General features: G+C 66.1%; 24 protein-coding genes. 9 read left to right on the plus strand and 15 right to left on the minus strand.

From position 1 onward, the window contains the following. Positions 1–41: 41 nt before the first annotated feature. The 4 genes from VGR99_RS28805 to VGR99_RS28820 are packed head-to-tail and all read left to right on the plus strand — an operon-like array spanning position 42 to position 3353. Positions 42–857 carry an ABC transporter ATP-binding protein gene (locus VGR99_RS28805; protein ID WP_326903338.1) on the plus strand — a complete coding sequence of 272 codons (816 nt, stop codon included), beginning with the start codon at positions 42–44 and terminating at the stop codon, positions 855–857. Then, positions 854–1672 (plus strand): ABC transporter permease, encoded by an 819-nt coding sequence (locus VGR99_RS28810; RefSeq protein ID WP_326903339.1) that lies wholly within the window; start codon positions 854–856, stop codon positions 1670–1672. The genes VGR99_RS28805 and VGR99_RS28810 overlap by 4 nt, the downstream gene beginning before the upstream one ends. Beyond that, the gene (locus VGR99_RS28815; protein WP_326903340.1) at positions 1672–2661 is read left to right on the plus strand and encodes a 2-hydroxyacid dehydrogenase; all 990 of its coding nucleotides are present in this window, start codon (positions 1672–1674) and stop codon (positions 2659–2661) included. Before VGR99_RS28810 ends, VGR99_RS28815 begins: the two co-directional genes overlap by 1 nt. Then, entirely contained in the window at positions 2661–3353 is a 693-nt protein-coding gene (locus tag VGR99_RS28820; RefSeq protein ID WP_326903341.1) for an AprI/Inh family metalloprotease inhibitor, read from the plus strand. The genes VGR99_RS28815 and VGR99_RS28820 overlap by 1 nt, the downstream gene beginning before the upstream one ends. Positions 3354–3496: 143 nt before the next feature. On the opposite strand, the gene VGR99_RS28825 is transcribed toward VGR99_RS28820, so the two are convergent. Beyond that, entirely contained in the window at positions 3497–4897 is a 1401-nt protein-coding gene (locus VGR99_RS28825; protein ID WP_326903342.1) for a peptidoglycan-binding protein, read from the minus strand. Positions 4898–5264: 367 nt separating this feature from the next. Here VGR99_RS28825 and VGR99_RS28830 point away from each other — a divergent pair, with 367 nt between their 5' ends. Together VGR99_RS28830 and VGR99_RS28835 are read left to right on the plus strand one after the other, a co-directional pair. Then, complete coding sequence (locus VGR99_RS28830; protein ID WP_326903343.1) at positions 5265–5507, plus strand: hypothetical protein; 243 nt, start codon at positions 5265–5267, stop codon at positions 5505–5507. Between the two features lie 87 nt (positions 5508–5594). Then, positions 5595–5900: a YMGG-like glycine zipper-containing protein gene (locus VGR99_RS28835; RefSeq protein WP_326903344.1), complete on the plus strand. Its 306-nt coding sequence runs from the start codon at positions 5595–5597 to the stop codon at positions 5898–5900. A 16-nt stretch (positions 5901–5916) separates the two neighbouring features. Here the strand turns inward: VGR99_RS28835 and VGR99_RS28840 are convergent, their stop codons facing one another. From VGR99_RS28840 to VGR99_RS28850, 3 genes are all read right to left on the minus strand, one after another. Further along, positions 5917–6702, minus strand: a complete 786-nt coding sequence (locus tag VGR99_RS28840; RefSeq protein ID WP_326903345.1) for a hypothetical protein — start codon at positions 6700–6702, stop codon at positions 5917–5919. Positions 6703–6729: 27 nt separating this feature from the next. Beyond that, positions 6730–7443 carry a RadC family protein gene (gene radC / locus VGR99_RS28845; RefSeq protein WP_326903346.1) on the minus strand — a complete coding sequence of 238 codons (714 nt, stop codon included), beginning with the start codon at positions 7441–7443 and terminating at the stop codon, positions 6730–6732. 94 nt (positions 7444–7537) lie between these two features. Further along, positions 7538–8482 (minus strand): DMT family transporter, encoded by a 945-nt coding sequence (locus VGR99_RS28850; RefSeq protein ID WP_326903347.1) that lies wholly within the window; start codon positions 8480–8482, stop codon positions 7538–7540. A 132-nt stretch (positions 8483–8614) separates the two neighbouring features. On the opposite strand from VGR99_RS28850, the gene VGR99_RS28855 reads away from it, so the two are divergent. Further along, a complete protein-coding gene (locus VGR99_RS28855; protein ID WP_326903348.1) occupies positions 8615–9211 on the plus strand; it encodes a bifunctional transcriptional activator/DNA repair enzyme AdaA in 597 nt (198 codons plus the stop codon). A gap of 5 nt (positions 9212–9216) precedes the next feature. Here the strand turns inward: VGR99_RS28855 and map are convergent, their stop codons facing one another. Both map and VGR99_RS28865 read right to left on the minus strand, forming a co-directional pair. Next, entirely contained in the window at positions 9217–10035 is an 819-nt protein-coding gene (map, locus tag VGR99_RS28860; RefSeq protein WP_326903349.1) for a type I methionyl aminopeptidase, read from the minus strand. Positions 10036–10150: 115 nt separating this feature from the next. After that, positions 10151–11461, minus strand: coding sequence for a mechanosensitive ion channel family protein (locus VGR99_RS28865; RefSeq protein WP_326903350.1), 1311 nt, complete (start codon positions 11459–11461; stop codon positions 10151–10153). Positions 11462–11703: 242 nt separating this feature from the next. Between VGR99_RS28865 and VGR99_RS28870 the strand changes: the two genes are divergently transcribed. Beyond that, positions 11704–13497 (plus strand): potassium/proton antiporter, encoded by a 1794-nt coding sequence (locus tag VGR99_RS28870; protein WP_326903351.1) that lies wholly within the window; start codon positions 11704–11706, stop codon positions 13495–13497. A 132-nt stretch (positions 13498–13629) separates the two neighbouring features. Here VGR99_RS28870 and VGR99_RS28875 read toward each other — a convergent pair whose 3' ends face one another. From VGR99_RS28875 to VGR99_RS28895, 5 genes are read right to left on the minus strand one after another with little or no spacing between them, the layout of a single operon-like run. Further along, on the minus strand, positions 13630–14529 hold the full coding sequence (locus VGR99_RS28875; protein WP_326903352.1) for a polysaccharide deacetylase family protein: 900 nt from the start codon (positions 14527–14529) through the stop codon (positions 13630–13632). A gap of 16 nt (positions 14530–14545) precedes the next feature. Next, positions 14546–15343, minus strand: a complete 798-nt coding sequence (locus VGR99_RS28880; protein ID WP_326903353.1) for an ABC transporter permease — start codon at positions 15341–15343, stop codon at positions 14546–14548. Continuing rightward, entirely contained in the window at positions 15343–16206 is an 864-nt protein-coding gene (locus tag VGR99_RS28885; protein WP_326903354.1) for an ABC transporter permease, read from the minus strand. The genes VGR99_RS28880 and VGR99_RS28885 overlap by 1 nt, the downstream gene beginning before the upstream one ends. Continuing rightward, positions 16203–17282, minus strand: a complete 1080-nt coding sequence (locus VGR99_RS28890; RefSeq protein WP_326903355.1) for an ABC transporter ATP-binding protein — start codon at positions 17280–17282, stop codon at positions 16203–16205. The genes VGR99_RS28885 and VGR99_RS28890 overlap by 4 nt, the downstream gene beginning before the upstream one ends. After that, positions 17279–18313 (minus strand): extracellular solute-binding protein, encoded by a 1035-nt coding sequence (locus tag VGR99_RS28895; RefSeq protein ID WP_326903356.1) that lies wholly within the window; start codon positions 18311–18313, stop codon positions 17279–17281. The genes VGR99_RS28890 and VGR99_RS28895 overlap by 4 nt, the downstream gene beginning before the upstream one ends. A gap of 196 nt (positions 18314–18509) precedes the next feature. On the opposite strand from VGR99_RS28895, the gene VGR99_RS28900 reads away from it, so the two are divergent. Then, on the plus strand, positions 18510–19250 hold the full coding sequence (locus VGR99_RS28900; protein ID WP_326903357.1) for a GntR family transcriptional regulator: 741 nt from the start codon (positions 18510–18512) through the stop codon (positions 19248–19250). Positions 19251–19405: 155 nt separating this feature from the next. Here VGR99_RS28900 and modC read toward each other — a convergent pair whose 3' ends face one another. The 4 genes from modC to VGR99_RS28920 form a co-directional block, all read right to left on the minus strand. Next, entirely contained in the window at positions 19406–20068 is a 663-nt protein-coding gene (gene modC, locus VGR99_RS28905) for a molybdenum ABC transporter ATP-binding protein (protein WP_326903358.1), read from the minus strand. A 2-nt stretch (positions 20069–20070) separates the two neighbouring features. Then, positions 20071–20766, minus strand: a complete 696-nt coding sequence (gene modB, locus VGR99_RS28910) for a molybdate ABC transporter permease subunit (RefSeq protein ID WP_326903359.1) — start codon at positions 20764–20766, stop codon at positions 20071–20073. 54 nt (positions 20767–20820) lie between these two features. Continuing rightward, positions 20821–21606, minus strand: coding sequence for a molybdate ABC transporter substrate-binding protein (gene modA / locus VGR99_RS28915; protein ID WP_326903360.1), 786 nt, complete (start codon positions 21604–21606; stop codon positions 20821–20823). A gap of 192 nt (positions 21607–21798) precedes the next feature. After that, positions 21799–22302 carry a hypothetical protein gene (locus VGR99_RS28920; RefSeq protein WP_326903361.1) on the minus strand — a complete coding sequence of 168 codons (504 nt, stop codon included), beginning with the start codon at positions 22300–22302 and terminating at the stop codon, positions 21799–21801. Positions 22303–22321 lie beyond the last annotated feature (19 nt).

Consider the following 22321-nt stretch of genomic DNA (forward strand, 5'->3'; position numbering starts at 1 on the left):
CGCAAGGTCCAAGTCTGCTGTAATCTAAGTCTGCTGTCAGAATGTCTGCTGTCAAAACTTCGTCCGCCGTCGAGGCCAGCCTGACGGCTCTCGCCGTCAGCCTGCGCGGCGTGACGAAGGCCTATGATAACGGCGTCATGGCGCTCGGCCCGCTCGATCTGGCCGTGCGCAAGGGCGAGTTCATCTCGCTGCTCGGTCCGTCCGGTTGCGGCAAGTCGACGGCGCTGCGCATCATTGCAGAGCTCAGCGCGCCGTCATCGGGCATCGTGCGGGTGGCGCGCCATGAGGGCGAGGCGCAGCCCGGCCACGGCATCGGCTTCGTGTTCCAGGAGCCGACCCTGATGCCCTGGACCAGCGTGCGCGAGAACGTGCGGCTGCCGCTGAAGCTCGGCGGCGTGCCGAAGGCCGAGGGGCGCGCGCGGGCCGACGCGGCGCTCGCCAGTGTCGGGCTTGCCGATTTCGCCGAGGCCTATCCGCGCGAGCTGTCCGGCGGCATGAAGATGCGGGTGTCTCTGGCGCGCGCGCTCGTCACCGACCCCGATATCCTCCTGATGGATGAGCCGTTCGCGGCGCTCGACGAGATCACGCGCTTCCGCCTCAACAACGATCTGCTCGCGCTGTGGCGCAGCCTTGGCAAGACCGTCATCTTCGTCACCCATTCGGTGTTCGAATCCGTTTATCTGTCGCAGCGCGTGGTGGTCATGACGGCGCGGCCCGGCCGCATCCAAGCCGATATCCGCATCGAGACGGTCGAGCCGCGCGGCGAGGAGTTTCGCACCTCCGCGGCCTATTCCGATTATTGCCGCAAGGTGTCGGCCGCGCTGGCGCCGTCCTATTCGGGGCAGTCGACGCTATGAACGCGCAAGCTGCCGTCACCGCAAAGCCGTCGAGCGTGCAGCGCGCGATGCGCTTCGTGCTGCCCGTCATCGTGTTCGCGGCGGGGATCGCGGCCTGGGAGCTCGTGGTCCGGATCAAGGAGATCCCGCCTTATGTGCTGCCGGCGCCGTCCGTCATCGTCCTGACATTGATCAAGGACTGGGCGGTGCTGTCACAATCGCTCGCAACCACGCTTTTGACGACACTTGAAGGCTTTGCCGCCGCGAGCATCGGCGGCGTCGCGCTGGCGCTGCTGTTCAATCAGTCGAAATGGGTCGAATATTCGCTGTTCCCCTATGCCGTCGTGCTGCAGGTGACGCCGGTGATCGCGATTGCACCGCTGCTGCTGATCTATCTGGAGCAGCAGACCGCGGTCGTGGTCTGTGCCTTCATCGTCGCCTTTTTCCCGGTGCTGTCCAACACCACGCTGGGGCTGAATTCGGTCGACCGCAACCTGTCCGGCCTGTTCCAGCTTTACGGCGCCTCGCCGCCGCAAACCCTGCGCTTTCTGAAGCTGCCCGCGGCGCTGCCCTATATTCTCGGCGGCCTGCGCATCGCCGGCGGCCTGTCGCTGATCGGCGCGGTGGTGGCTGAGATTGCGGCGGGAACTGCGGGCGCCGGCTCCGGCCTCGCCTACAGAATCGCCGAATCCGGCTACCGGTTGAACATACCCCGCATGTTCGCAGCGCTGCTTTTGCTGTCGCTGGCCGGGATTGTCATCTATGGGGTGCTGGCGCTAGTTTCCCACCTCGTTTTACGGCGCTGGCACGAGAGCGCGCTTGGAAAGGAAAGCTGATGTCTACCGGTTCGATTTCGTCCGACAAGATCGATCTTTTGATTTATGGACCGGTCCGGCCGATCCTCGAGAACGGGTTTTCCGATCATTTCGTCGTGCACAGGGCCGAGACCCGCGGTGACCTCGAGCGGCTGACGCCGGCGGTCCGCGAAAAGATCCGCGGCGTCGCGGTGACCTATCACACCGTGCGGGCCGACAAGGATTCGCTGTCGCAACTGCCCAAGATCGAGATGGTGGCGAGCTTCGGCGTCGGCTACGACCATATCGACGCCAAATACGCGGCCGAGCACAACATCATCGTCACCAACACGCCCGACGTGCTGACCGAGGAGGTCGCCGACGTCGCGATGGGCCTCTTGATCTCGACCCTGCGCGAGTTCATCAAGGCCGACCGCTACGTGCGCTCGGGCCTCTGGCAGACCCAGAGCTATCCGCTCAGTGTCGGCTCGCTGCGCGACCGCAAGGTCGGCATCGTCGGCATGGGCCGCATCGGCCAGGCCATCGCGCGCCGGCTCGATGCTTCGCTAGTGCCTGTTGTCTATCATTCGCGCAATCCGTCCAAGGACGTCTCCTACAAGCACTATCCTGATCTGATCGAGATGGCGAAGGCGGTCGACACGCTGATGGTGATCGTGCCCGGCGGCGCCAGCACCAACAAGATGGTCAATGCCGAGGTGCTCAAGGCGCTCGGCCCGCGCGGCGTGCTGGTCAACGTCGCGCGCGGCTCGGTGGTTGACGAGCAGGCTCTTGTCCAGGCGCTGAAGTCAGGCACCATCCTCGCCGCCGGCCTCGACGTGTTCGCGGCCGAGCCGAACGTGCCGGACGAGCTCAAGACCATGCAGAACGTCGTGCTGCTGCCGCATATCGGCTCGGCCTCGGTGGTGACGCGCAACGCCATGGACCAGCTCGTGGTCGACAACCTCAAGTCATGGTTCTCAGGCAAGGCGCCGCTGACGCCGGTTGCCGAAACGCCGTTCAAGGGGCGCTGATGCGAGTTCTCGGGGTCGTTGCGTTCGTCGTCGCGGCATGTGCTGCCGCGATGGGCCCTGCGCATGCGCAGGATGCGACGACCCTGAAGAAGGAGATGCTCGGGCAGTGGGAGCTCTCGACCACCGAGCGCAGCAAGACCTGCGTCGTCACCCTTAAGGGTGATCCAGCGGGCCAGGGCTTTAAGCTGGAGCTCGAGCCGGCCTGCAAGACCGCACTGCCTTTCACCAAGGACATCGTCGCCTGGAGCGTCAGGGGTCTCGACATCGTTCGCTTGCAGGACACGACCGGCGAGGCGGTGATCGACTTCACCGAGGTCGAGGCCGGCATCTTCGAGGGCCTGCGCCAGGGCGAGGGCGTCTACATCCTGCAGGACCTCGCCGCCGCCCGCTCGATGGCGAAGTCGATGGACCAGATGATCGGCGACTGGTCGATGGTGCGCGGCAACGGCCAGCCGGTCTGCGGGCTGACGCTGACCAACACCGAGGCGGGGCCCGATAATTTCCAGGTCTTCCTCAAGCCGAAATGCGATTCCGTGATTGCGCAGTTCAACCCGACGCAATGGCGGCTCGAGCGTGGCCAGATCATCCTGATGTCGAAATCAGGCGACGTCTGGCAGTTCGAAGCCGACGACAACGCGCAATGGCGGCGCGTCCCTGATACCGCCGATCCCCTGATCATGCTGCGTCAGTAGGCGCCGCGGAAATGCTCGGCCTGCATGGTTCGAGACGCCCGCCTGCGGCGGGCTCCTCACCATGAGGGTCTGATCTCGCCGCGAAACACGACCTCATCCTGAGGGCCCGCTGCAGGCGGGCGTCTCGAAGGATGGCCGCAAGCTCACGTCGTCCGCTTCGGCGGCGGTGCGGTGCCTTGCGCCCATTTCTCCAGCTTGCCGAGCATGCCCCATGCCGTGAGCGCGAGCGAGATCGGCATCGCGAACTGGCCGAGGCCCGGCACTGCCGACACGATCGTCCCGAGCAGCCCGGCGATGCCGCCCGCATTGGGGCTCGCCGTCACGGACGAGAGCAACGCGGTGAGCACCGAGCCGCCGAGACCGATCGCCGTCTTCTTGCCGTCGAGTAGCTTGCCGATGGTTTCGCCGAGCGCGCCGTTGACCTGGCCGAGCACGGGCTTGCCGTCCTTGTTGAGCAGCGCGCTGAGCAGGTCGATCACCTGCTTCAACTGATCGACGGGCGCGGTGCTGGGCGCGCCGGGCTGGGTCGTCCCGGTCCCGGCTACGGTGCCGGTCCTGTTGACGAACATCATCAACCGCTCGAGCAGATTGATCGGGTCGCTGGGCGCGGGCGCGGGCGCCAGCGTAACCGGCGGTGTCGGTAGCCTCGGTCCGGGTTGAAGCAGCGTCACCAGATCCTCGAGACGTCTCAGAACGGGAGACAGGTCCGCCTGTGTCGCAGCCGTCGTCGATTGCTGAGCCGCCCGCGTGATGGCGGCGGTCGTCGCGTTGTCGAGGATCCCGGTGTCGCTCAGGCCATGCTGCACCTGGAACTGCAACACCGCGGCTTTGGTCATCGGCCCGACGATGCCGTCTTCCACCAGCGGGGGATTGGCGCCGAGCTTGTTGAGCGACTGCTGCATCAGCAGCGCCATCGGTGCCAGGCTTTCCTCCGGCTCGATATGACCCGGCGACGACGGGGTATCGTCGAGCGTGATCGACGGATCGAGCGCCATCATCGCCTGGAGGATCACCGCGGCACCGAGTTGCGGGTCGACCTTGTTCGGATCGAACACGCCGTCAGCGACGAACTTGCCGGGCCTTTGCTCGGGCGGGCCGTAGATGTTCGAGCCGCCCCAGAGATAGGGCGAGTTGACACTTCGGCCGCGATAACCGAAGCCGTTGAACTTCTCCAATCGGAACAGCATTTTTGCGATGCCCCAGTCGCGTGCGCCGATGAAGCCCTCGAGCTGGAGCGCGTCCACGGCGCCGTCGACGAACGACGCAAACGGGCCGCGTCCCTTGGGGACGATGGTTGTCACCCTATGGAGCGACTGGCCGTTGCCGAGATAGGTGTCGAAGTCGAAATCGGATTCGCGCGAATGCAGCAGCGCGATGAAATACCATTTCACGCCGCCGGTCCGCTCTTCGATCTGCTTGTAGATGTCCTTGCCCCTGAGCGCCTTGCGCGCCGCCTCGTTGGCGACCTCGGCGCGCGCCGGCCTGATCCTCATGTTGGACCAGTTTCGCTCGTATTCGGCTTTGATGTTCTCGAATGACACCATGTGTGGCTCCCGCAAATTGATGGTTTATCGAAATGTCATGCAGGCGAGATTTGGACCGGGCGTCGTGAGCCGGGCGTGACCCCAGCGTGATCTGATGGAATGTGGCAGGTTGCCGATCCCGGCCGTATGAAATGGCTTACAGATTTAGCGGACCGATCGACGCAACCTGCGAGTATGCAGCGCAAGATCGAACCGTGAGCGCACTGTCTTTTCTGTGGTGCGCCCGTTATGGTGCATGATAAGGTAATTACACTTTTAACGAGTGCGCTAATTCCATGCTGGTCCGTCGATGTTCAGGGCCGTCGTCATCCTTGCTCTCGCCCTTGTCCTGTCCGGTTGCGATGCTGTCGACGCACTGAAAGAGGGAATGCAGCAGGCCCAGGCCGTCGAGGGCGATCTCGAGCTGTCGACTGGCATCAGGCCGCGGGTCGGTTTCAACTGGCGCAACGGACGCCTCGCATCGGTGACCGTCATGTTTCCCCGCCTTTACCAGACCAAGCCGATCGGTGATCTCGCCGGCCCCGTGCGCGAGGCGGTGACCAGGGAATTCAAGCAGACGCCGGACGCGATCGTGCTCTCCTTTGCCCTGGACAAGGGCCCCGCGGTCTGAGGGCCGCCCGCGTGGCCCGCGACAATGGGGCTGGCCGGGAATTGTCCCGAACGCTATGACTGGCAGCACCAATCTGGAGGATGCGGAATGCTTCGATCTGTTGGAATGGCGCTGTGTTTGACGGTTGCGATGGCGGTGCCGGTGCATCAAGCGGCGGCCCAGGATGCCGTCGGCGGCGCGATCATCGGCGGTGTCGGCGGGGCGATCCTCGGTGGCGCGCTCGGCGGAGGCCGTGGCGCCGCCATCGGCGCCGTGGTCGGTGCCGGCACGGGCGCCGCGATCGCCTCCGAAGGCGAGCGCCGCCGCGCCGGCTACTACGCCTATCAGCGCGGCTGCTACATGCAGCGCCCGGACGGCTACTATGTCCGGGTCGATCAGCGCTATTGCTATTGAGGCTAGCGCGCTTGCGCTAACTCTTCGCTTCCCCCGGCATGATCTGCAGCAGCGGCTCCGGCTGGATCGAGATCTGGCCGGCGAACGGCCGGTCATGCGCGGCGATGAGCAGGACGGCGGTGGCCACGCCCGTCGCGAACAGGCCCATCGCAACCGCCGATCCCAGGCGGTTGTCGCAATGGACGAGGCCGATCGCCAGCAGCGCACAGGCGGCCTGGAGGTAAAGGCACCACCATTTGACCGGGTTCACCGCGGCGAGACTGACGATGATCCGCTGCCGCCGCGCGTCCAGCGCCTGCTCCAGCGCGGCGATCAGCTCGCGCTGCACGTTCGCCTGACCGGTGCCTTGCGGCGTCATCGCGACGACGAGCTGCAAGGCGTCGGCAAGCGCGGGCGGTGTCACCTTCAGCGAGGCCTCCTGATGCGCCATCATCGGCCATTCCACCGCCACGGCCTCTCCGATATAGTTGCGGACCAGGCCGCGCAGCTTGGTCTCCTGCTCCGCCGGCAGGCCGCCAGCCAGCAGCACGGCGCTGCGAAGCGCGCTGGCCTCGCGGCTCACCGCGGCGCTGGCGCGGTCGCTGTCACCCCAGACCTGCGCAGCGATGAAGGCGACGAACAGGCCGAAGATGATGCCGAGCACCGGCAGCATGCCCGGCGAGATCGCCTTGAGCGATTTCGCGCGTTCCTCGGTCGCGGCCATGGTGACGGCCACGAAGATCGCCGCAGCGAGCAAATAGGTAAATCCAAAGATCACCAGCGCCATCAAGGGCACCGGCAGATTGTGCAGCCAATCGCTCATGCCGTTCTTGTCACCTGATTTGCGACCTCAGATCAACCGCATCCCCCGCAGGCTCGCATGCCCGTTCTTCCCGACAATGATGTGATCGTGCACGGCAATCCCCAGCGGCTTGGCGATGTCGATGATCGCTTTCGTCATCTGGATGTCGGCCTGCGAGGGCGAGGGATCGCCTGAGGGGTGATTGTGCACGAGGATGAGCGCGGTCGCGGACAGCTCCAGCGCGCGCTTGATCACCTCGCGGGGATAGACCGGGGTGTGGTCGACGGTGCCGGTCTGCTGCACCTCGTCGGCGATGAGCTGGTTGCGCTTGTCGAGGAACAGCAGGCGGAATTGCTCCTTGTCCGAGAACGCCATGCTGGAGCGGCAATAGTCGATCACCTCGTTCCAGGACGACAGCGCATTGCGGCTGTTGACCCCGCCCTTGGCGACGCGGTGTGTTGCCGCCGCGATCAGCTTGAGCTGGTGGACCGCCGCTTCGCCGATGCCGTCGATCTCGCGCAAGCGCGCCACCGGCGCATGAACGACCTCGGCAAACGAGCCGAACGTCTTGATCAGCGTCTTCGCCAGCGGTTTGGTGTCGCGCCGCGGCAGCGCCGGAAACAGCGCCATCTCGAGCAGCTCGTAGTCGCTGAGCGCATCCGCCCCGGCGCTGTAGAAGCGCTCGCGCAGCCGCTCGCGATGGCCGTGATAATGCGGCGCGTCCTCCGGCTTGCTCTTGTCGTGGTCGGGCTTGGCGGGCATCGGCGGCCAGCATCGCTGCGGGGCCGCGCTTTTGCAACCGTCAATTGCGGTACGGCCCACCGGTCCCGGCATCGGAGTTTGAGGGGCGCGACAATCAGCCGGCCGGCTCTTTGGCGCGTCGCGCCGGCAGCGGCATGGTGACGGCAATCACGCCGGCGAGGATAAACGTCATTCCGGCGAGACCGGACCAGGTAAAGCGCTCGCCAAGAAAAACAATGCCGAGCGCCACCGCGAATCCCGCGCGCAGGTAACTCCCGCTGGTCGTGCCGAGCGGGCCGAGCGTGCGGATCAAGCGGAAATAGATCACCATGGCGAGCGCGGTGCAGATCACGGCGAGGATCATCACGGCTGCGATTGCGTCCACGGGTGGGGACGGCAGCGCCCATGGCTGCTCGAGCACGGCGGCCGCCGGCAGCATCAGGATCGCCGCGCAACTCATGGCCCCGGCGGCCGTGACGATCGCGGGAAGCTTCGAGAACCGCTGTCCCCATATCGGCGCGAGCGCGTAGCACAGGCTCGCGCCCAGCGCGGCGGCCTGCGCCAGCGGTGCTGAAGTGCCGATCCCGGACAACGCATCAGGACCCATCGTGATCGCGACGCCGGCAAGGCCGAGGCTGACGCCGATGATCTTCTGGCCGCCGACGGTCTGCCGTCCGCGTCCGGCGACCAGCGCGATCGCGAGCACGAACATCGGCGGGGTCGCATTGAGCACGCCGGCGAGGCCGCTCGGGATATGGGCTTCGCCCCAGCTGATCAGGGTGAACGGCAATGCGCTTTGCAGCAGTCCCTGCACGAAGAAAGCCGCCCAGACCGATCCCCGGTCCGGAAAAGCGTGTCCCTGCACGCGGGCGATCAGGACCAGGAGCATGGCCGCGATCGTCACGCGTGCGGCAACCATCGTGAAGGGCGGGATCGTCGGGATCGCGACCTTGATCAGCGTGAACGAGCTGCCCCAGATCAGCGAGAGCAGCAGCAAAAGCCCGATCTCGAACACGAGAGTGGTTTGTCCTGACGTCGTTCGTTGCGCCTGCATGCTCATGCGAATCTGCTCCTGGATGGAGCGGGACCATGATCCGGAGCGGCGGCACAGGCTGGCCGGATTCGGACCTCATCGCCCGACCGAGTCCGATTTCGGCTACTCGATGGCTCGCGCGGACACTATTCTTGCCTGATGGCAACAGGCTCGGCGCATCGGCAAACGCTGCCACCGCATCTCGACCGGGACACGTGCGACCGCGCGCGCCTCGCGCGTGCCCGCGCGTTCGACGGCCTGTTTTTTTCCGGCGTGCGCTCGACGCGGATCTATTGCCGGCCGGTCTGCCCCGTCCGTCCCGCTCGTTCCGAGAACGTCACCTTCTATGCGACAGCGGCCGCGGCCGAGCGGGCCGGCTTTCGCCCGTGCCTGCGCTGCCGGCCGGAAACGGCGCCGGGCTCGCCGGCCTGGATGGGCACGGCCACCACCGTCGCGCGCGGGATGCGCCTGATCAATGACGGCTTTCTGGATTGGGCATCGATGGCGGAGCTTGCGGACGCGCTTGGCGTCGGGCCGCGCCATCTGCTGCGCCTGTTCATGCGCCATGCCGGCGCGAGCCCGAGCGAGATCGCCGCGACACGGCGCGTGCAGGAGGCCAAGCGCCTGATCGACCAGACCGGGATGACGTTAGCGGAGATTGCGTTTGCGGCAGGCTTTGGCAGCGTTCGCCGCTTCAACGACGCCTTTGCCGCAACCTACAAGCGGGCGCCGTCATCATTCCGCCGGCGGCGCTAGCCCGATCACCCGATCTGCTTCTCGCCGTGCCGCTCCGACAGGGTGAAGATCTCGACGCCGGTGGCCGTGACGCCGACGGAGTGCTCGAACTGCGCCGACAGCGAACGGTCGCGGGTCACCGCGGTCCAGCCGTCGGACAGGATCTTCACATGCGGCTTGCCGAGATTGATCATCGGCTCGATGGTGAAGAACATGCCGGGCTTGAGCTGCACGCCTTCGCCGGGCCGGCCGATATGGATGATGTTCGGCTCGTCGTGGAACATGCGGCCGAGGCCATGGCCGCAGAAATCGCGCACCACGCTCATGCCCTGCGGCTCCACAAAACTCTGGATGGCGTGGCCGATGTCGCCGGTGGTGGCGCCCGGCTTCACGGCGGCGATGCCGCGCATCATCGCTTCATAGGTGACCTCGATCAGCCGCTCGGCCTTCCGAGCGATCGGGCCCACCGCATACATCCGGCTGGAATCGCCGTACCAGCCGTCGACGATGAAGGTGACGTCGATGTTGACGATGTCGCCTTCCTTCAGCGGACGGTCGCCCGGCATGCCGTGGCAGACCACGTGGTTGAGCGAGGTGCAGGTCGAATAGCGATAGCCGCGATACATCAGCGTCGCCGGAAAGGCGCCGTGGCTGAAGGCGAAGTCGCGGACGAACTGGTCGATGCGCTCGGTCGGCACGCCGGGGCCGACGATGTCGGTGAGCTCGTCAAGGCACTTCGCCACCAGCGCTCCCGCCTTGCGCATGCCGGCAAAGGCGCCCGGCCCGTGCAGCTTGATCTGTCCGGTCTTGCGCAGGGAGGTATCGGTGGCTTCGACGTAGCTCATGCGTGTGCTGTCTTTGCGGGCTCGATGTCGGCGGAAGGGCTTGATTTCAGGCCCTAATCTAATGATCGTGGGCCTTCATGCAAGCCAAGCGTGCCGTTTGCGCCCGAAAGCGGGCCTAATTCGGGACTTCTACGGTGGTTTCCACGGGCAGAGCGCCGCCGCGGACGCGGATTTCACGGACCGGATATGGAACCCGGATGCCCTCGCGCTTGAAGGCGTCCCACAGCGCCAGCATGACGTCGCTTTTGACATTGTCCATGCCGTCGGGGTCCGCGATCCAGAAGGTCAGCGAGAACTTCATCCCGGCCTCGGCGAACTCGGTCAAAATGCTGTTCGGCGGCTTGCCCTTGGTCGCGCGCGGATGTGCGGCGGCGGTCTCGGCGGCGAGCTTGGTCACCAGTCGGGGATCGGCGTCGTAATTGGTGCCGAAGGCGATCTTCACCAGCGTGTTCTTGTCGGTATAGGTCCAGTTGACGACCTTTTGCGTCACCAGGTCCTCGTTCGGCACCAGGAACTCGCGGCCGTCGCCGGCGGCGACGGAAATATAGCGCGTCTTCATCGCACTGATGCGCCCCGTATTGTCGCCGATGGTGACGAGGTCGCCCGGCTTCACCGATTTGTCGGCGAGCAGGATGATGCCCGAGATGAAATTGGCGACGATCTTCTGCAGGCCGATACCGATACCGACGCCGACCGCGCCGGAGAACACCGCAAGCGCCGAGAGGTCGATGCCGACCGCACCGAGCGCGATCACGATCGCGACCGCAAGCAGGCCGATCCGGATGATCTTGACCAGCAGCACCTGCACCGACGGCGTGAGGTCGGTGGTCGCGTTGATCCGGCTCTCGGCGAAATTGCTGGCGATGTTGGTGAGCCAGAGCGCGATCAGCAGGAGCGCGCCGGCCTTGATCACCAGCAGCGGCGTCAGCCGGAGGCCGCCGAGCACGATCGCGACGGAATCGAGCAGCTCGACCGTGGCATCGAGCTGGCCGATGATGGACAGCGCCGCGACGAACCACGCCGTGATCGACACCAGCTTGACGATGAAGGCGTTGCGCAGCACCGAGGTCACGAGCCGGATCGCGAGCCAGGCGAAGCCCAGCTTGGCCGCGACCATCAGCAGATAGGAGCGGCTCGGCCAGGTCGCATGGTACATCGCCACCCGCGAGATGATCACGAGCAGGGTGAACACGGCCGTCGAGGCGCTGGAGACCATCACGCGGGCAAAGTGCCGGAGCGGCAGCGGCCAGCGCATCGCCAGCGAGCTCATGTCGACGCGGTTGCGGATGGTGGTTTCCGCGGCATAGGCGATGCCGGCCGCGATCAGCATCAGGCCGAATTGCAGGTAGAACCAGGGTGACGCGATTTCCGCCCCGACGCTGCGTGCGGTGGTCTGCACGAACTCCATGAAGTCTTTCATATCCATCGGGCAAGTCTCGTCGGAAGGGTCTCGTCGGAAAGGTCTCGTCGGGAGGCAGGTCGTGGGGCTGATTCGAGGGCGCCGCAGAATCCCACAAAGGACACGGCCCAGCCATCGATACACCGCGAAGTGAAGCGCGTTAAGGCCGCAAAATACGGGCAGATTGCCGCGAGCGGGAGAAAATGGGTTGGCGCGCCGGTGCAGCGACGATATGGATGCAATTCCAGCGATTTGTACCCGGAAGGTGGATGGCCTCTCTCGACTCTGTCAGCCTCGCCATATTACTCGGCGCCGTCCTCGTCATGGCGGGTATCCTGTCGAGCCTGCTCGCGCTGCGCTTCGGCGCGCCCCTGCTGCTGGTCTTCTTGGCGATCGGCATGCTCGCCGGCGATTCCGGCCCCGGGCAGCTTCAGTTCGACGACGTCCGCACCACCTATCTGGTCGGCTCGGTGGCGCTGGCCCTGATCCTGTTTGACGGCGGCCTGAAGACGCGCTTTGCCAGCATCCGCACCGTGCTGGCGCCATCGGTGGTGCTCGCCACCGTCGGCGTGCTGCTGACCGCGCTGGTGACGGCGCCGTTCGCCAAATACGCGCTCGACCTCAACTGGACGGAATCGCTGCTGGTCGGCGCCGTCGTGGCCTCGACCGACGCCGCCGCGGTGTTCCTGCTGGTGCACACCCAGGGCCTGCGCCTGCGTCCGCGCGTCGGCGCGACGCTGGAGGCCGAATCCGGCACCAACGATCCCTTCGCGATCTTCCTCACGCTGATGCTGGTCGAATACATCTCGCTGGGCTCGAGCTCGGCCGGGCATGTGGTGATGGAGTTCGTCCAGGAGGCGGTGCTCGGCGCCGTCGTCGGCGTGATCGGCGGACGTCTGGTCGTCATCGCGCTCAACCAGGTGGCGCTGCCGCAGGGCCTTCACGCGCCGTTCGTGACCACGGGCGCGCTCGTGATCTTCGGCGGCTCGCAGATCATGCACGCCTCCGGCTTCCTTGCGGTCTATCTCGCCGGCATCATCATCGGCAACCGCCCGACCCGCGCGCATAATTCGGTGGTGGCCTTCCTCGATGCCGCGACCTGGCTGGCGCAGATCGTGATGTTCGTGCTGCTCGGCCTTCTGGTCTCGCCGAGCCGGCTCGGCGCCAGCGCGCTTCCTGCAATCGCCGTCGCATTCGTGCTGATGCTGGTCGCACGGCCGCTCGCGGTGTTCGTGTGCCTGGCGCCGTTCCGCTTCAACTGGCGCGAAAAGATCTTTATCGCCTGGACCGGCCTGCGCGGCGCCGTCGCGATCTTCCTGGCCTCGATCCCGATGCTGGTCGGCCTGTCCAAGGCCTATCTCTATTTCGACGTCGCCTTCGTCGTCGTCATCATCTCGCTGTTGCTGCAGGGCTGGACCTTGGCGCCGGCCGCGCGCAAGCTGCACGTCGCGCTGCCGCGCACCGAGCGCGGCCCGCGCCGCGTCGAGCTCGACCTGCCCGGCCAGCTCGAGCAGCAACTCGTCGGCTATTCGGTGCGGCCCAAGAGCCTGTATTTCCGGCGCGGCCTGATCCCGTCCTGGTCGAAGCCGACGCTGGTGATCCGCAACGAGAACATTTTGACGCCGCTGGAAGCCGAACCGATCGCGCCCGGCGACTACATCTACCTGCTGGCCCCGCCGGAAAAGGCGGATGCGCTCGACCGCTTCTTCGTCGACATGCAGCAGAGCTCGGCGCCCGATCCGCATCTGCTTGGCGACTTCATGGTCTCCGGAGAGCACACGCTGGCCGAGCTTGCGGAGATCTACGGCGTCAAGGTGAGCGAGGACGAGGCCAAGCTCACGCTCGCCGACTATTTCGACGTCCATCTCGACCGCGCGCCGAAGGAGGGTGCGGAGCTTGCGCTGGACGAGATCGTGCTGGTCGCCCGCAGCATCTCCGGCGGCCGCGTCAACGTCGTTGGCCTCCGCCTGCCCGAGGAAGACGAGACGCCGCCGCCGCTGACCCGCCGCCAGGCGCTGCGGCGGAAGCTCGCGGACGTGTGGACCTCGGTGGCGGGGGTTTGAGAAAGTCTCGTGTCCCGGACGCGCTGCAACGCGCAAGCGTTGCTGCGCAGAGCCGGGACCCATGCCGCTGTGGGCCCCGGCTCTGCAGCGCACCACTTCGTGATGCGCTGCGTCCGGGGCACGGAGAGTGCATCACACCCCCGCCGGCACCACTTCCCTCCAGTGCCGCGCAATCGCCGCGCGGGGCGCGATCCACGCGGCGCCGCTTTTCGCAATGTGTGCGAGGATCCGGTCCAGCGCGCCGATGCGGCCGGGGCGGCCGATCATGCGCAAATGCAATCCGATCGACATCATCTTGGGCGCCGTCTCGCCTTCGCGCTTCAGCCATTCGAACGCGTCGATGACATAGTCGGCAAAGTCCGCGCCGCTGAAGCGCGAGGCGTTGTAATACTGCATGTCGTTGGTGTCGAAGGCGTAGGGCAGCACCAGATGTTGCTTGCCCAAAATCTCCCGGTAATAGGGCAGATCGTCATTATAGGCGTCGCTGTCGTAGAGAAAGCCGCCGTCCTCGACCAGCAGGCGGCGCGTGTTCGGCGAGGTCGCCGAGCGGGTGTGCCAGCCGACCGGACGCTGCCCCGTGACGCGCGCGATCGCCGCTACGGTTTTCGCGATGACCTCGCGCTCGGTCGCCTTGTCCATGTCGGCATGGCTCTGCCAGCGCCAGCCATGCGCCGAGACCTCGTGGCCGCGTGCGATCGCATCGCGCGCCAGCTCCGGTGAGCGCTCGACGGCGTGGCCGCAGGAGCTCACGGTGGCCTTGACGCCGTAGCCGTCGAACAGGTCCATGATGCGCCACCACGCCGCGCGCGTGCCGTATTCGAAATGGCTGTCGATGCAGCTGTCGGGGCCGTCGAGCTTGTGTACGACCTCGTAGATCGCCTCGTTGCCGGCATCGCCATCGTTGACGGAGAACTCCGAGCCTTCCTCGAAATTCACCACCAGCGACACCGCAACGCGCGCGCCGTTCGGCCAGCGCGCATGTGGCGGCTTGCCGCGATAGCCGGCGAAGTCGCGATGGGAGGTGGTTGGCATCGGTTCGCTCATGGAATCAGTCCGAGGTTCCGGCCATGCGGTGCAGGCCGACGACGCGGTCGCTGACGAACAGCAGGATCACCGTGCCCAGGAGAATGAGGGTGGAGAGCGCGGCGAGCGTCGGGTCGGGCGCCTCCTCGATATATTGCAGCATCCGGATCGGCAGCGTCTTGGTACGGACGTCGGCGAGGAAGATCGACACCGGATAATTGTCGAACGAGGCCAGGAACGAGAAGATCCCCGCGATCAGGAACGATGGCGCCAGCGCCGGCACCATCACCCGCAGCACGCTGCCGGAATAGGTGCAGCCGAGCGTGCGCGCCGCCTCGATCAAGGTGAAGTCGAACCGCGCCAGCCCCGCGATCATCGTGCGCGCGACGTAAGGCAGCGTGATCACGAGATGCGCCACCAATAGCGTGCCCCAGGGCGTGTTGAAGCCGACGGCGCGAAAGCCCTGCAGCAGCGCGATGCCGAGCACGAGGCCCGGCATCATCAGCGGCGAGACCAGGGCTGTTGCGAAGACGTCGGCGCCCGGCAGCTTTCCGCGCGCGATCGCGATGGCAGCCAGCGTGCCGCAGACCAGCGAGATTGCGGTCGACAGCAGCGCGATCTGCAGCGACAGCAACAGCGACGGCCAGAAGCCGTCGAGCCGTCCGATCCGGCCATACCAGCGCGTCGACGCGCCCGTCAGCGGCAAATCGAACACCGGCGTCGGCGAGAAGCTGGCCGCTGCGATCACCAGCAGCGGCAGCACCAGGAACAGGGCGAGAGCGATCGCCATCACCCAGCAAACGATGATTGCGGTCCGCGTCATCACTTCGGCTCCCGCGACAGGCGCGCGCTCAGCGTCACGACGGCAATCGCAATCGCCAGCAGCACCACGCCGGCGGCAGCGCCAAACCCGGGCTCGCGCGCCAGCAGGTACGCCTTTGCGATCGTGGTCGCGAGCGTCGGATACTTTTCGCCGATCAGGAGCGTCGGCACCACATAGGCGGAGACCGACAGCGAGAACACCAGCGCGACGCCGGCGATGATGCCGGGCAGGGTCAGCGGCAGGATCACGCGGAAGAACGTCGCGACCGGCGAGGCGCCGAGCGTGGAAGCCGCCTCCGCGTAGCGCGGATCGAGCTGGGCGACGATCGCGTAGATCGGCAGGATCATGAAGGGCAGAAAGATGTTGACGGCGCCGACGATCAGCGCGGTCTCGGTAAAGATCATCCGGATCGGGTCTTCGACGATGCCGAGCGCCATCAGCGTCTCGTTGACGATACCGTCGCTGCGCAGCAGGATCGTCCAGGCGAACGCCTTGACGATGACGCTGGCCGCCAGCGGCAGGAACAGCGTCGCCAGCAGCACCGAGCGTAAAGGTCCGCGGGCGCGCGCCAGCGCGAAGGCGGCGGGATAGCTGATCAGGAAGGCGATGATGGTGGTCAATAGGCCAAGCCGCAGCGAATTCCAGATCACGCCGAGATAATAGGGCGTGCCGAGCAGGCGCTTGTAGTTGGCGAGCGTGAACCCGTTGGCGTCGACGAAGCTGACGCCGAGCAGGAGCAGCAGCGGCAGCGCGAACACGCCGGCGATGATGACGAAGGAGGGCAGCACGAAGCCGATCGCCGTGAGCCGCTCGCGATCGACCGCGGGGGCTGCGACGGGCGCGGAGAGTGCTGCTTCGCTCATGCCTGCGCCTCCATCGGAAACGCAAAGGTCTCGGCCACGGGCCAGCTCAGACGGATCTCGTCGTGCACGCCCGGGATCGCGCCGTCGCGCCCCGAGAGTTCGGCGAGAAGGCTTTCGCCCGCGCCGGCATCGACATCCACCAGCGTGCGCGAGCCCTGGAACACGACGGAGCGGACACGCCCCGACGCAGAGTTCGTCTCGCCCTCGCCGCCGATCCGAAGCTGCTCGGGCCGCGCGGCGACGATGACGGGAGAGCCCGTCTGGAAATTGCCGAGCGCGGAGAGGCGGCCGACCTTGGTCTCGACCTCGACCTTGCCGTTGCCGGCCGCGAGCACCGTGCCGGAAATCCGCGTGGAGAGCCCGACGAAATTGAGCGCGAACAGACTGGCGGGGCGCAGATACAGTTCGCGCGGTTCGGCAAGCTGCTCGATGCGCCCCTTGTTCATGACCGCGACGCGGTCCGACATGGTCAGCGCCTCGTCCTGGTCGTGTGTCACGAAGATCGCGGTCGCCTTCACCTCCTGGAGCAGGCGGCGCAGCTCGACCTGCATCTCCTCGCGCAGCTTGCGATCGAGCGCGGACAGCGCCTCGTCGAACAGCAGCACGTCGGGCTCGACCGCAATCGCGCGCGCCAGCGCCACGCGCTGCTGCTGACCGCCCGACAGCGCCGAGATGCGCCGTCCCGCGAGATGGCCGAGCTTGACCAGCGACAGCGCGCGATCGACCGCCGCGTCGATCTCGCGCTTGGCCACGCCGCGCACCTTCAGCCCGAATGCGACATTGCCGGCCACGGTCAGATGCGGAAACAGCGCGTAGCTCTGGAACACGACGCCGACATTGCGCTTGTGCGGCGGCACGTTCGTGATGTCACGTCCGGCGAGCTCGACCTTGCCCGCGTCCGGCTGCGCCAGCCCCGCGATGGCGCGCAGCAGCGTGGTCTTGCCGCAGCCGGAGGGGCCGAGCAGTGTCACCAGCTCGCCGCGGCGGATGGTGAGGTCGATATGGTCGAGGACCGTGGTCGGCCCGTATCGTTTGGAGACGCTGCGGACGACCAGATGCGGCGCGGCTTCGCTCATGTCATCTCCTTGCTCCAGCGGTCCACCCAGCCGGCGCGGTTCTTGGCGACGAACGCCCAGTCCGGCGCGAACAGCGAGGCGGGATCGGGGAAGCCCGCCGGCGTCGGCGTGCCCTTGTTGGTCGGTGCGACAAAGGCCTTGTCGGCGAGGATGGTCTGCGCTTCCGGGCTGAGGAAGAAATCGATCACGGCATCGGCGAGATCGCCCGCCGGCGCGCCCGCCACCTTCGCGATCCCCGAGGGCATCGCAAAGCCGCCATCCTGCGGCACGGCGAGATCGACCGGCGAGCCCTCGGCTTTCCGGATCAGCGTGTAGGCGGAAAACTGTCCGCCGATCATCCAGGCCTCGCCCTGCTCCATCAGATTGATGGCCTGCGGCGCGTTGGTATAGACGTTCAGCAGATTGGCTTTCAGCTCCTTCACCTTCTTGAAGGCGGCGTCGATCTCGTACTGCGCTTCCTTGTAGGGCTTGCCGGTCTCGAGATGCGCGGCTGCGAGCAGCGTCCAGAAACCTTCGGTGTTGGAGAGCGAAGGCACGATCACGCGCGAGGCATATTTCGCGTCCCACAGATCGGACCACTTTGCGGGCGCCGGCTTCATGCGCTTGGTCGAGTAGGCGATGCCGGCCCAGGGCCGCTGATAGTTCGCCCACATGCCGTCCTGGTGCACCGAGCCGTCCACGAGCTTGCCGAGATTGGCGATCGACGAGGCCGACATCTTGGTGATCAGGCCCTCGCTTGAAGCCGGCAGCATCACGGGATCGTCCATGATGACGACAGAGATCTTCGGCGCAGCCTTGTCGGCCTGCATCTTCTGCAGATTGGTCAGCGAGTTGGTGCCCTCATAGAGCACCTTGCAGTCGAGCTTCTTCTCCAGCACCGGAAACAGGTCGGCGTTGAAATATTTCGCGGCGCCCGCGGGGCCGCCGATGACGATCTCCTTCGGCGCGGCGCGCAACCGCGCCGGGGCCGCCAGGACCGCGGCGAGGGCCGCGCCGGATTTCAAAACGCTGCGTCGGGAGGGGGTGTGCATGGGCTTGTCCCGTTTGTTGTGCGTAAAGCTTGCCTTGAGACAGCAGCAAGCGCCGTGCCAAATGTGCACATTTTTATAAAGGCAAGTAATTTCAATTGATTGAGTGATTTTGAGTTTGGCCGACTGCGCAGTCCCGCGGCAAATGTGCACATTTTTTGGAGGTGACGCTGCGCATCCTTTGGGCCTAGCTATCGCCATGGCGACGCAGCGCAGGCGAAATGGGCCAGGAAACCGTAAGGCCAATCCGGCAGAGGATGAGGCGGTCTATCAGGCCATCCTGCACGCGCTGCTGGAGGGCAAGCTGAAGGCCGGCACCAAGCTCGCCGAGCCTCCGCTCGCCGACATCTTTGGTGTCTCGCGCGAACGTATCCGCAAGGTGCTGCATCGCCTGGGCGCAGAGCGGCGGCTGGAGATGATCCCGAACCGCGGCGCCCGCGTGCCGCGCCCGACGCTCGACGACGTCCGCAGCGTCTATGAGGCGCACCGCGTGCTCGAGGCCGGCGTGCTGACGCAGCTCGTCCGCCTGGTCGACGATGCCCTGATCGAAAAGCTGACCGCGCATCTCGCTGAAGAGCGCGCCGCCGCCACCCGCGGCGACCGTGCCGCCTCGGTGCGGCTGTCGGGCGCGTTCCACGTCCATCTGGTCGAGGCGCTCGGCAATGCCGAGCTCACGCGCTTCCTCGCCGATCTGCTCAGCCGCTCCTCGGTGATGGTCTCGGTCTACGAGCCCGCGACGGATTCGATCTGCGCCGTGGACGAGCACGGCGCCATCGTCGAGGCCTTGCGCGCCCGCGACGTCGCGCGGGCGATTGCGGTCTCGCGCGAGCATTTTCTGCATGTCGAGAGCCGGCTGCATCTGGATGACGATGCGGTACCGGCGAGCGAGGATCTGGCCGCGGTATTCACGGCGGTGAAGGCGAAGCGGCGGAGGCGGTGAACTCTCTCGGTGTCATTGCCCGCGAAAGCGGGCAATCCAGTATTCCAGAGACAGCAAGGCTAGAACCGAAACGCCGCGGCGTACTGGATGCCCCGCCTTCGCGGGGCATGACAGCGGTGGATGTTGCGGCAGCGCGGCGCAATCGTCAGCGCGGCCTACGTCAGCACCTTCACCCCGCCGAACGACGTCACGCGTCCCTGCTTCAGCATCACGATCTGCGTCGCGAGCTGGCGCAGTTCGGCGACGTCGTGGCTGACATAGACCATGGGCACATTGGCCTCGTCGCGCAGCCGCACCAGATACGGCAAAATCTCGAGCTTGCGGCCCTCGTCGAGCGCGCCGAGCGGCTCGTCGAGCAGCAGCAGGCGCGGCTTCGACAGCAGCGCGCGGCCGAGCGCGACACGCTGGCGTTCGCCGCCGGAGAGTTTTCCGGGGCGGCGATCGAGCAAAGCGCCGATGTCGAGCAGGTCGATGATGCGCTTGTGCTGGGCCGGATCGGCCGCGAGGCCGTTCATGCGGCGGCCGTAGTCGAGATTTTGCGCGACGTTGAGATGCGGAAACAGCCGCGCGTCCTGGAACACATAGCCGATGCGGCGTCGATAGGTCGGCACATGGATGCCGGCCGCAGTATCGTCGACGGTCTCGCCGTCGATCACGATGGTGCCGCGGTCGGGCCGCAGCAGCCCCGCGATCATGTTGACCAGCGAGCTCTTGCCCGCGCCCGATGCGCCGAACAGGCCGATGACGCGGCCTTCGCTCGTGAACGATGCCTGGAGCGAGAATTCGCCGAGCTTCTTTTCGATGTCGACCCGCAGCATGGTCAGTTCCCGTGCAGGCGCTGCGTGGCGCGGCGGGCGAACCATTCGGCGGCGATCAGCGCACCGATCGCCAGCGCGATCGAGATCACCACCAGCCGCGCCGCGGCAGTATCGCCATCAGGCGTCTGGATCAGCGAATAGATCGCCGAGGAAATCGTCTGCGTCTCGCCGGGAATGTTGGAGACGAAGGTGATGGTCGCGCCGAACTCGCCGATTGCCTTGGCAAAGCCCAGCACCATGCCGGCGAGCACGCCGGGCAGAGCCAGCGGCAGCGTCACCGTGAAGAACACTTTCCAGGGGGCCGCGCCGAGCGTCTCGGCGGCCTGTTCGAGCCGGCGGTCGATCGCCTCGATCGACAGCCGCATCGGCCGCACCAGCAGCGGAAACGACATCACGCCGCAGGCGAGCGCCGCACCGGGCCAGCGGAACGCGAACACGATGCCGAGATAATCGGCGAGGAAGCCGCCGACGAGGCCGCGGCGGCCGAAGGTGAGCAGCAGCAGATAGCCGGTGACGACCGGCGGCAGCACCAGCGGCAGATGCACGACCGCATCGAGCACCGACTTGCCCCAGAAATCCTTGCGGGCGAGCAGCCATGCCAGCGCAATGCCGAACGGCGTTGCGACCAGCGTGGCGATGACGGCGACCCTGAGCGAGAGCAGGATCGCCGTCCATTCAGCGGGAGAGATGTCGAACATCAAGTCGAAGATATCAGGTCGTCGAAATCAGATCGCAAAATTCAGGTCGCAAGATCAGGTCGTCGGGCTGACCAGGAACTTGAAGCCGTATTTTTCCAGGATGGTCTTGGCGGCCGTCGAGCGCAGGAAGGCGAGATAGTCGTTGGTCTCGGGCTTCGCGGTCGTGGTCGCGGCGACGGGATAGATGATCGCGGGATGCGAATCCGCCGGGAAGGTCCCGACGATCTTCACGCCGGGCTCGACCTTGGCGTCGGTGGAATAGACGATGCCGAGATTGGCCTCGCCGCGGGCAACCAGCGTCAGCGCGGCGCGCACGCTCTCGGCCATGGCGAATTTCGGCTCGGCGGCCTGCCAGGCACCGAGCTTCTCCAGCGCGGCCTTGGCGTATTTGCCGACCGGCACCGACTTGACGTCGCCGGTCGCGATCTTGCCGTCGCCCGCGAGCTTGGCGAGGTCAAAGCCTTGCGCGATGGTGACGTTGTCGACCTTGGAGTCCTTCGGCGCGATCAGCACGATGCTGTTGCCGAGCAGATTGACTCTGGAAGGCTCGTTGATGGTCTTCTTGGAGATCGCGTAGTCCATCCAGTCGGTGTCGGCGGAGACGAACACGTCGGCCGGCGCGCCCTGCTCGATCTGCTTGGCGAGCACCGAGCTCGCGGCATAGGAGACGCTGAATTTGACGCCGGTCTTGGCGGTGTAGGCCGCATCGATCTCGTCGAGTGCGTTCTTCATCGAGGCCGCGGCGAACACGGTGATGGTCTTGTCCTCGGCACTGGCGGGCGAGAGGGCCGCACTCGCGAGAAGCACGAAGGCGGTGAAAAGTCCGGCAATACGAATCATGAGTAGCGCTCCGTCCGAGCAGGCGCGCGCCAAAGCACGCGCAATTCTGGCGTTGGGTGGGTCAAGTGCGACGGGCGGAAGCGCTGTTCCACGGGCCTTGCGACGGCTTACGGCCGGCAGGGATATCGCAGTTGCGAAGATAGCAGGCTGGGGCCTCAGGTCAAAGGCGACCGTTTGTCTAACCAGACCCGCTTATTGTGCGGGCAGGATCGCAATCGAGAGCGAATTATCCTTCGCGCCGCTGATTTGGAGCGTAAAAGGCTGGGCCGACAGCTCGTATTTCATGGTCTTGCGGATGCCGTCGCAATCGGTGGCGCCGCTGAAGGCCACCGGCTTGAGGAAATGGCCGTCCTGGACCACGTCCACCCAGGCCCCCGAGGATAGGCTGATCGTGTAGAGCCCGGCCTTCGCCGCCTTGATGCTGGTGAAGCCGGCAAAGGTGCCGTCCTTCGGCGCCCGCTCCGGCGGCGTCGGCAGCTTTGCCTCCTGGGGCGCGACCAGCCCCAGCGTGATGGCCGTGGCCGGCAGCGCGGCCTGCTCGGCGCCCGACGCGAGCCTGGCACGATCCGGCGCGGTCAGCGCGGCGCGCTCGCGCTCGATCGGCCATTTGAACTTGTCGCAGCCGCTGGGTTCCTCCGCGGCGAAGGCGGAGGTCGCGCTGAGCGAGAGCACGGCAAGGAGAGCAAGGACGCGCATGTCAAATCTCATCGTTGGC

Source organism: Bradyrhizobium sp. (assembly GCF_035935975.1).
Taxonomy (GTDB): domain Bacteria; phylum Pseudomonadota; class Alphaproteobacteria; order Rhizobiales; family Xanthobacteraceae; genus Bradyrhizobium.

Excerpts from the sequence above, each read along its gene's own strand:
- VGR99_RS28805 (WP_326903338.1), top strand. The coding sequence starts at position 42 with ATGTCTGCTGTCAAAACTTCGTCCGCCGTCGAGGCCAGCCTGACGGCT.
- VGR99_RS28810 (WP_326903339.1), top strand. The coding sequence starts at position 854 with ATGAACGCGCAAGCTGCCGTCACCGCAAAGCCGTCGAGCGTGCAGCGC.
- VGR99_RS28815 (WP_326903340.1), top strand. The coding sequence starts at position 1,672 with ATGTCTACCGGTTCGATTTCGTCCGACAAGATCGATCTTTTGATTTAT.
- VGR99_RS28820 (WP_326903341.1), top strand. The coding sequence starts at position 2,661 with ATGCGAGTTCTCGGGGTCGTTGCGTTCGTCGTCGCGGCATGTGCTGCC.
- VGR99_RS28825 (WP_326903342.1), bottom strand. The coding sequence starts at position 4,897 with ATGGTGTCATTCGAGAACATCAAAGCCGAATACGAGCGAAACTGGTCC.
- VGR99_RS28830 (WP_326903343.1), top strand. The coding sequence starts at position 5,265 with ATGCAGCAGGCCCAGGCCGTCGAGGGCGATCTCGAGCTGTCGACTGGC.
- VGR99_RS28835 (WP_326903344.1), top strand. The coding sequence starts at position 5,595 with ATGCTTCGATCTGTTGGAATGGCGCTGTGTTTGACGGTTGCGATGGCG.
- VGR99_RS28840 (WP_326903345.1), bottom strand. The coding sequence starts at position 6,702 with ATGAGCGATTGGCTGCACAATCTGCCGGTGCCCTTGATGGCGCTGGTG.
- radC (WP_326903346.1), bottom strand. The coding sequence starts at position 7,443 with ATGCCCGCCAAGCCCGACCACGACAAGAGCAAGCCGGAGGACGCGCCG.
- VGR99_RS28850 (WP_326903347.1), bottom strand. The coding sequence starts at position 8,482 with ATGAGCATGCAGGCGCAACGAACGACGTCAGGACAAACCACTCTCGTG.
- VGR99_RS28855 (WP_326903348.1), top strand. The coding sequence starts at position 8,615 with ATGGCAACAGGCTCGGCGCATCGGCAAACGCTGCCACCGCATCTCGAC.
- map (WP_326903349.1), bottom strand. The coding sequence starts at position 10,035 with ATGAGCTACGTCGAAGCCACCGATACCTCCCTGCGCAAGACCGGACAG.
- VGR99_RS28865 (WP_326903350.1), bottom strand. The coding sequence starts at position 11,461 with ATGGATATGAAAGACTTCATGGAGTTCGTGCAGACCACCGCACGCAGC.
- VGR99_RS28870 (WP_326903351.1), top strand. The coding sequence starts at position 11,704 with ATGGCCTCTCTCGACTCTGTCAGCCTCGCCATATTACTCGGCGCCGTC.
- VGR99_RS28875 (WP_326903352.1), bottom strand. The coding sequence starts at position 14,529 with ATGCCAACCACCTCCCATCGCGACTTCGCCGGCTATCGCGGCAAGCCG.
- VGR99_RS28880 (WP_326903353.1), bottom strand. The coding sequence starts at position 15,343 with ATGACGCGGACCGCAATCATCGTTTGCTGGGTGATGGCGATCGCTCTC.
- VGR99_RS28885 (WP_326903354.1), bottom strand. The coding sequence starts at position 16,206 with ATGAGCGAAGCAGCACTCTCCGCGCCCGTCGCAGCCCCCGCGGTCGAT.
- VGR99_RS28890 (WP_326903355.1), bottom strand. The coding sequence starts at position 17,282 with ATGAGCGAAGCCGCGCCGCATCTGGTCGTCCGCAGCGTCTCCAAACGA.
- VGR99_RS28895 (WP_326903356.1), bottom strand. The coding sequence starts at position 18,313 with ATGCACACCCCCTCCCGACGCAGCGTTTTGAAATCCGGCGCGGCCCTC.
- VGR99_RS28900 (WP_326903357.1), top strand. The coding sequence starts at position 18,510 with ATGGCGACGCAGCGCAGGCGAAATGGGCCAGGAAACCGTAAGGCCAAT.
- modC (WP_326903358.1), bottom strand. The coding sequence starts at position 20,068 with ATGCTGCGGGTCGACATCGAAAAGAAGCTCGGCGAATTCTCGCTCCAG.
- modB (WP_326903359.1), bottom strand. The coding sequence starts at position 20,766 with ATGTTCGACATCTCTCCCGCTGAATGGACGGCGATCCTGCTCTCGCTC.
- modA (WP_326903360.1), bottom strand. The coding sequence starts at position 21,606 with ATGATTCGTATTGCCGGACTTTTCACCGCCTTCGTGCTTCTCGCGAGT.
- VGR99_RS28920 (WP_326903361.1), bottom strand. The coding sequence starts at position 22,302 with ATGCGCGTCCTTGCTCTCCTTGCCGTGCTCTCGCTCAGCGCGACCTCC.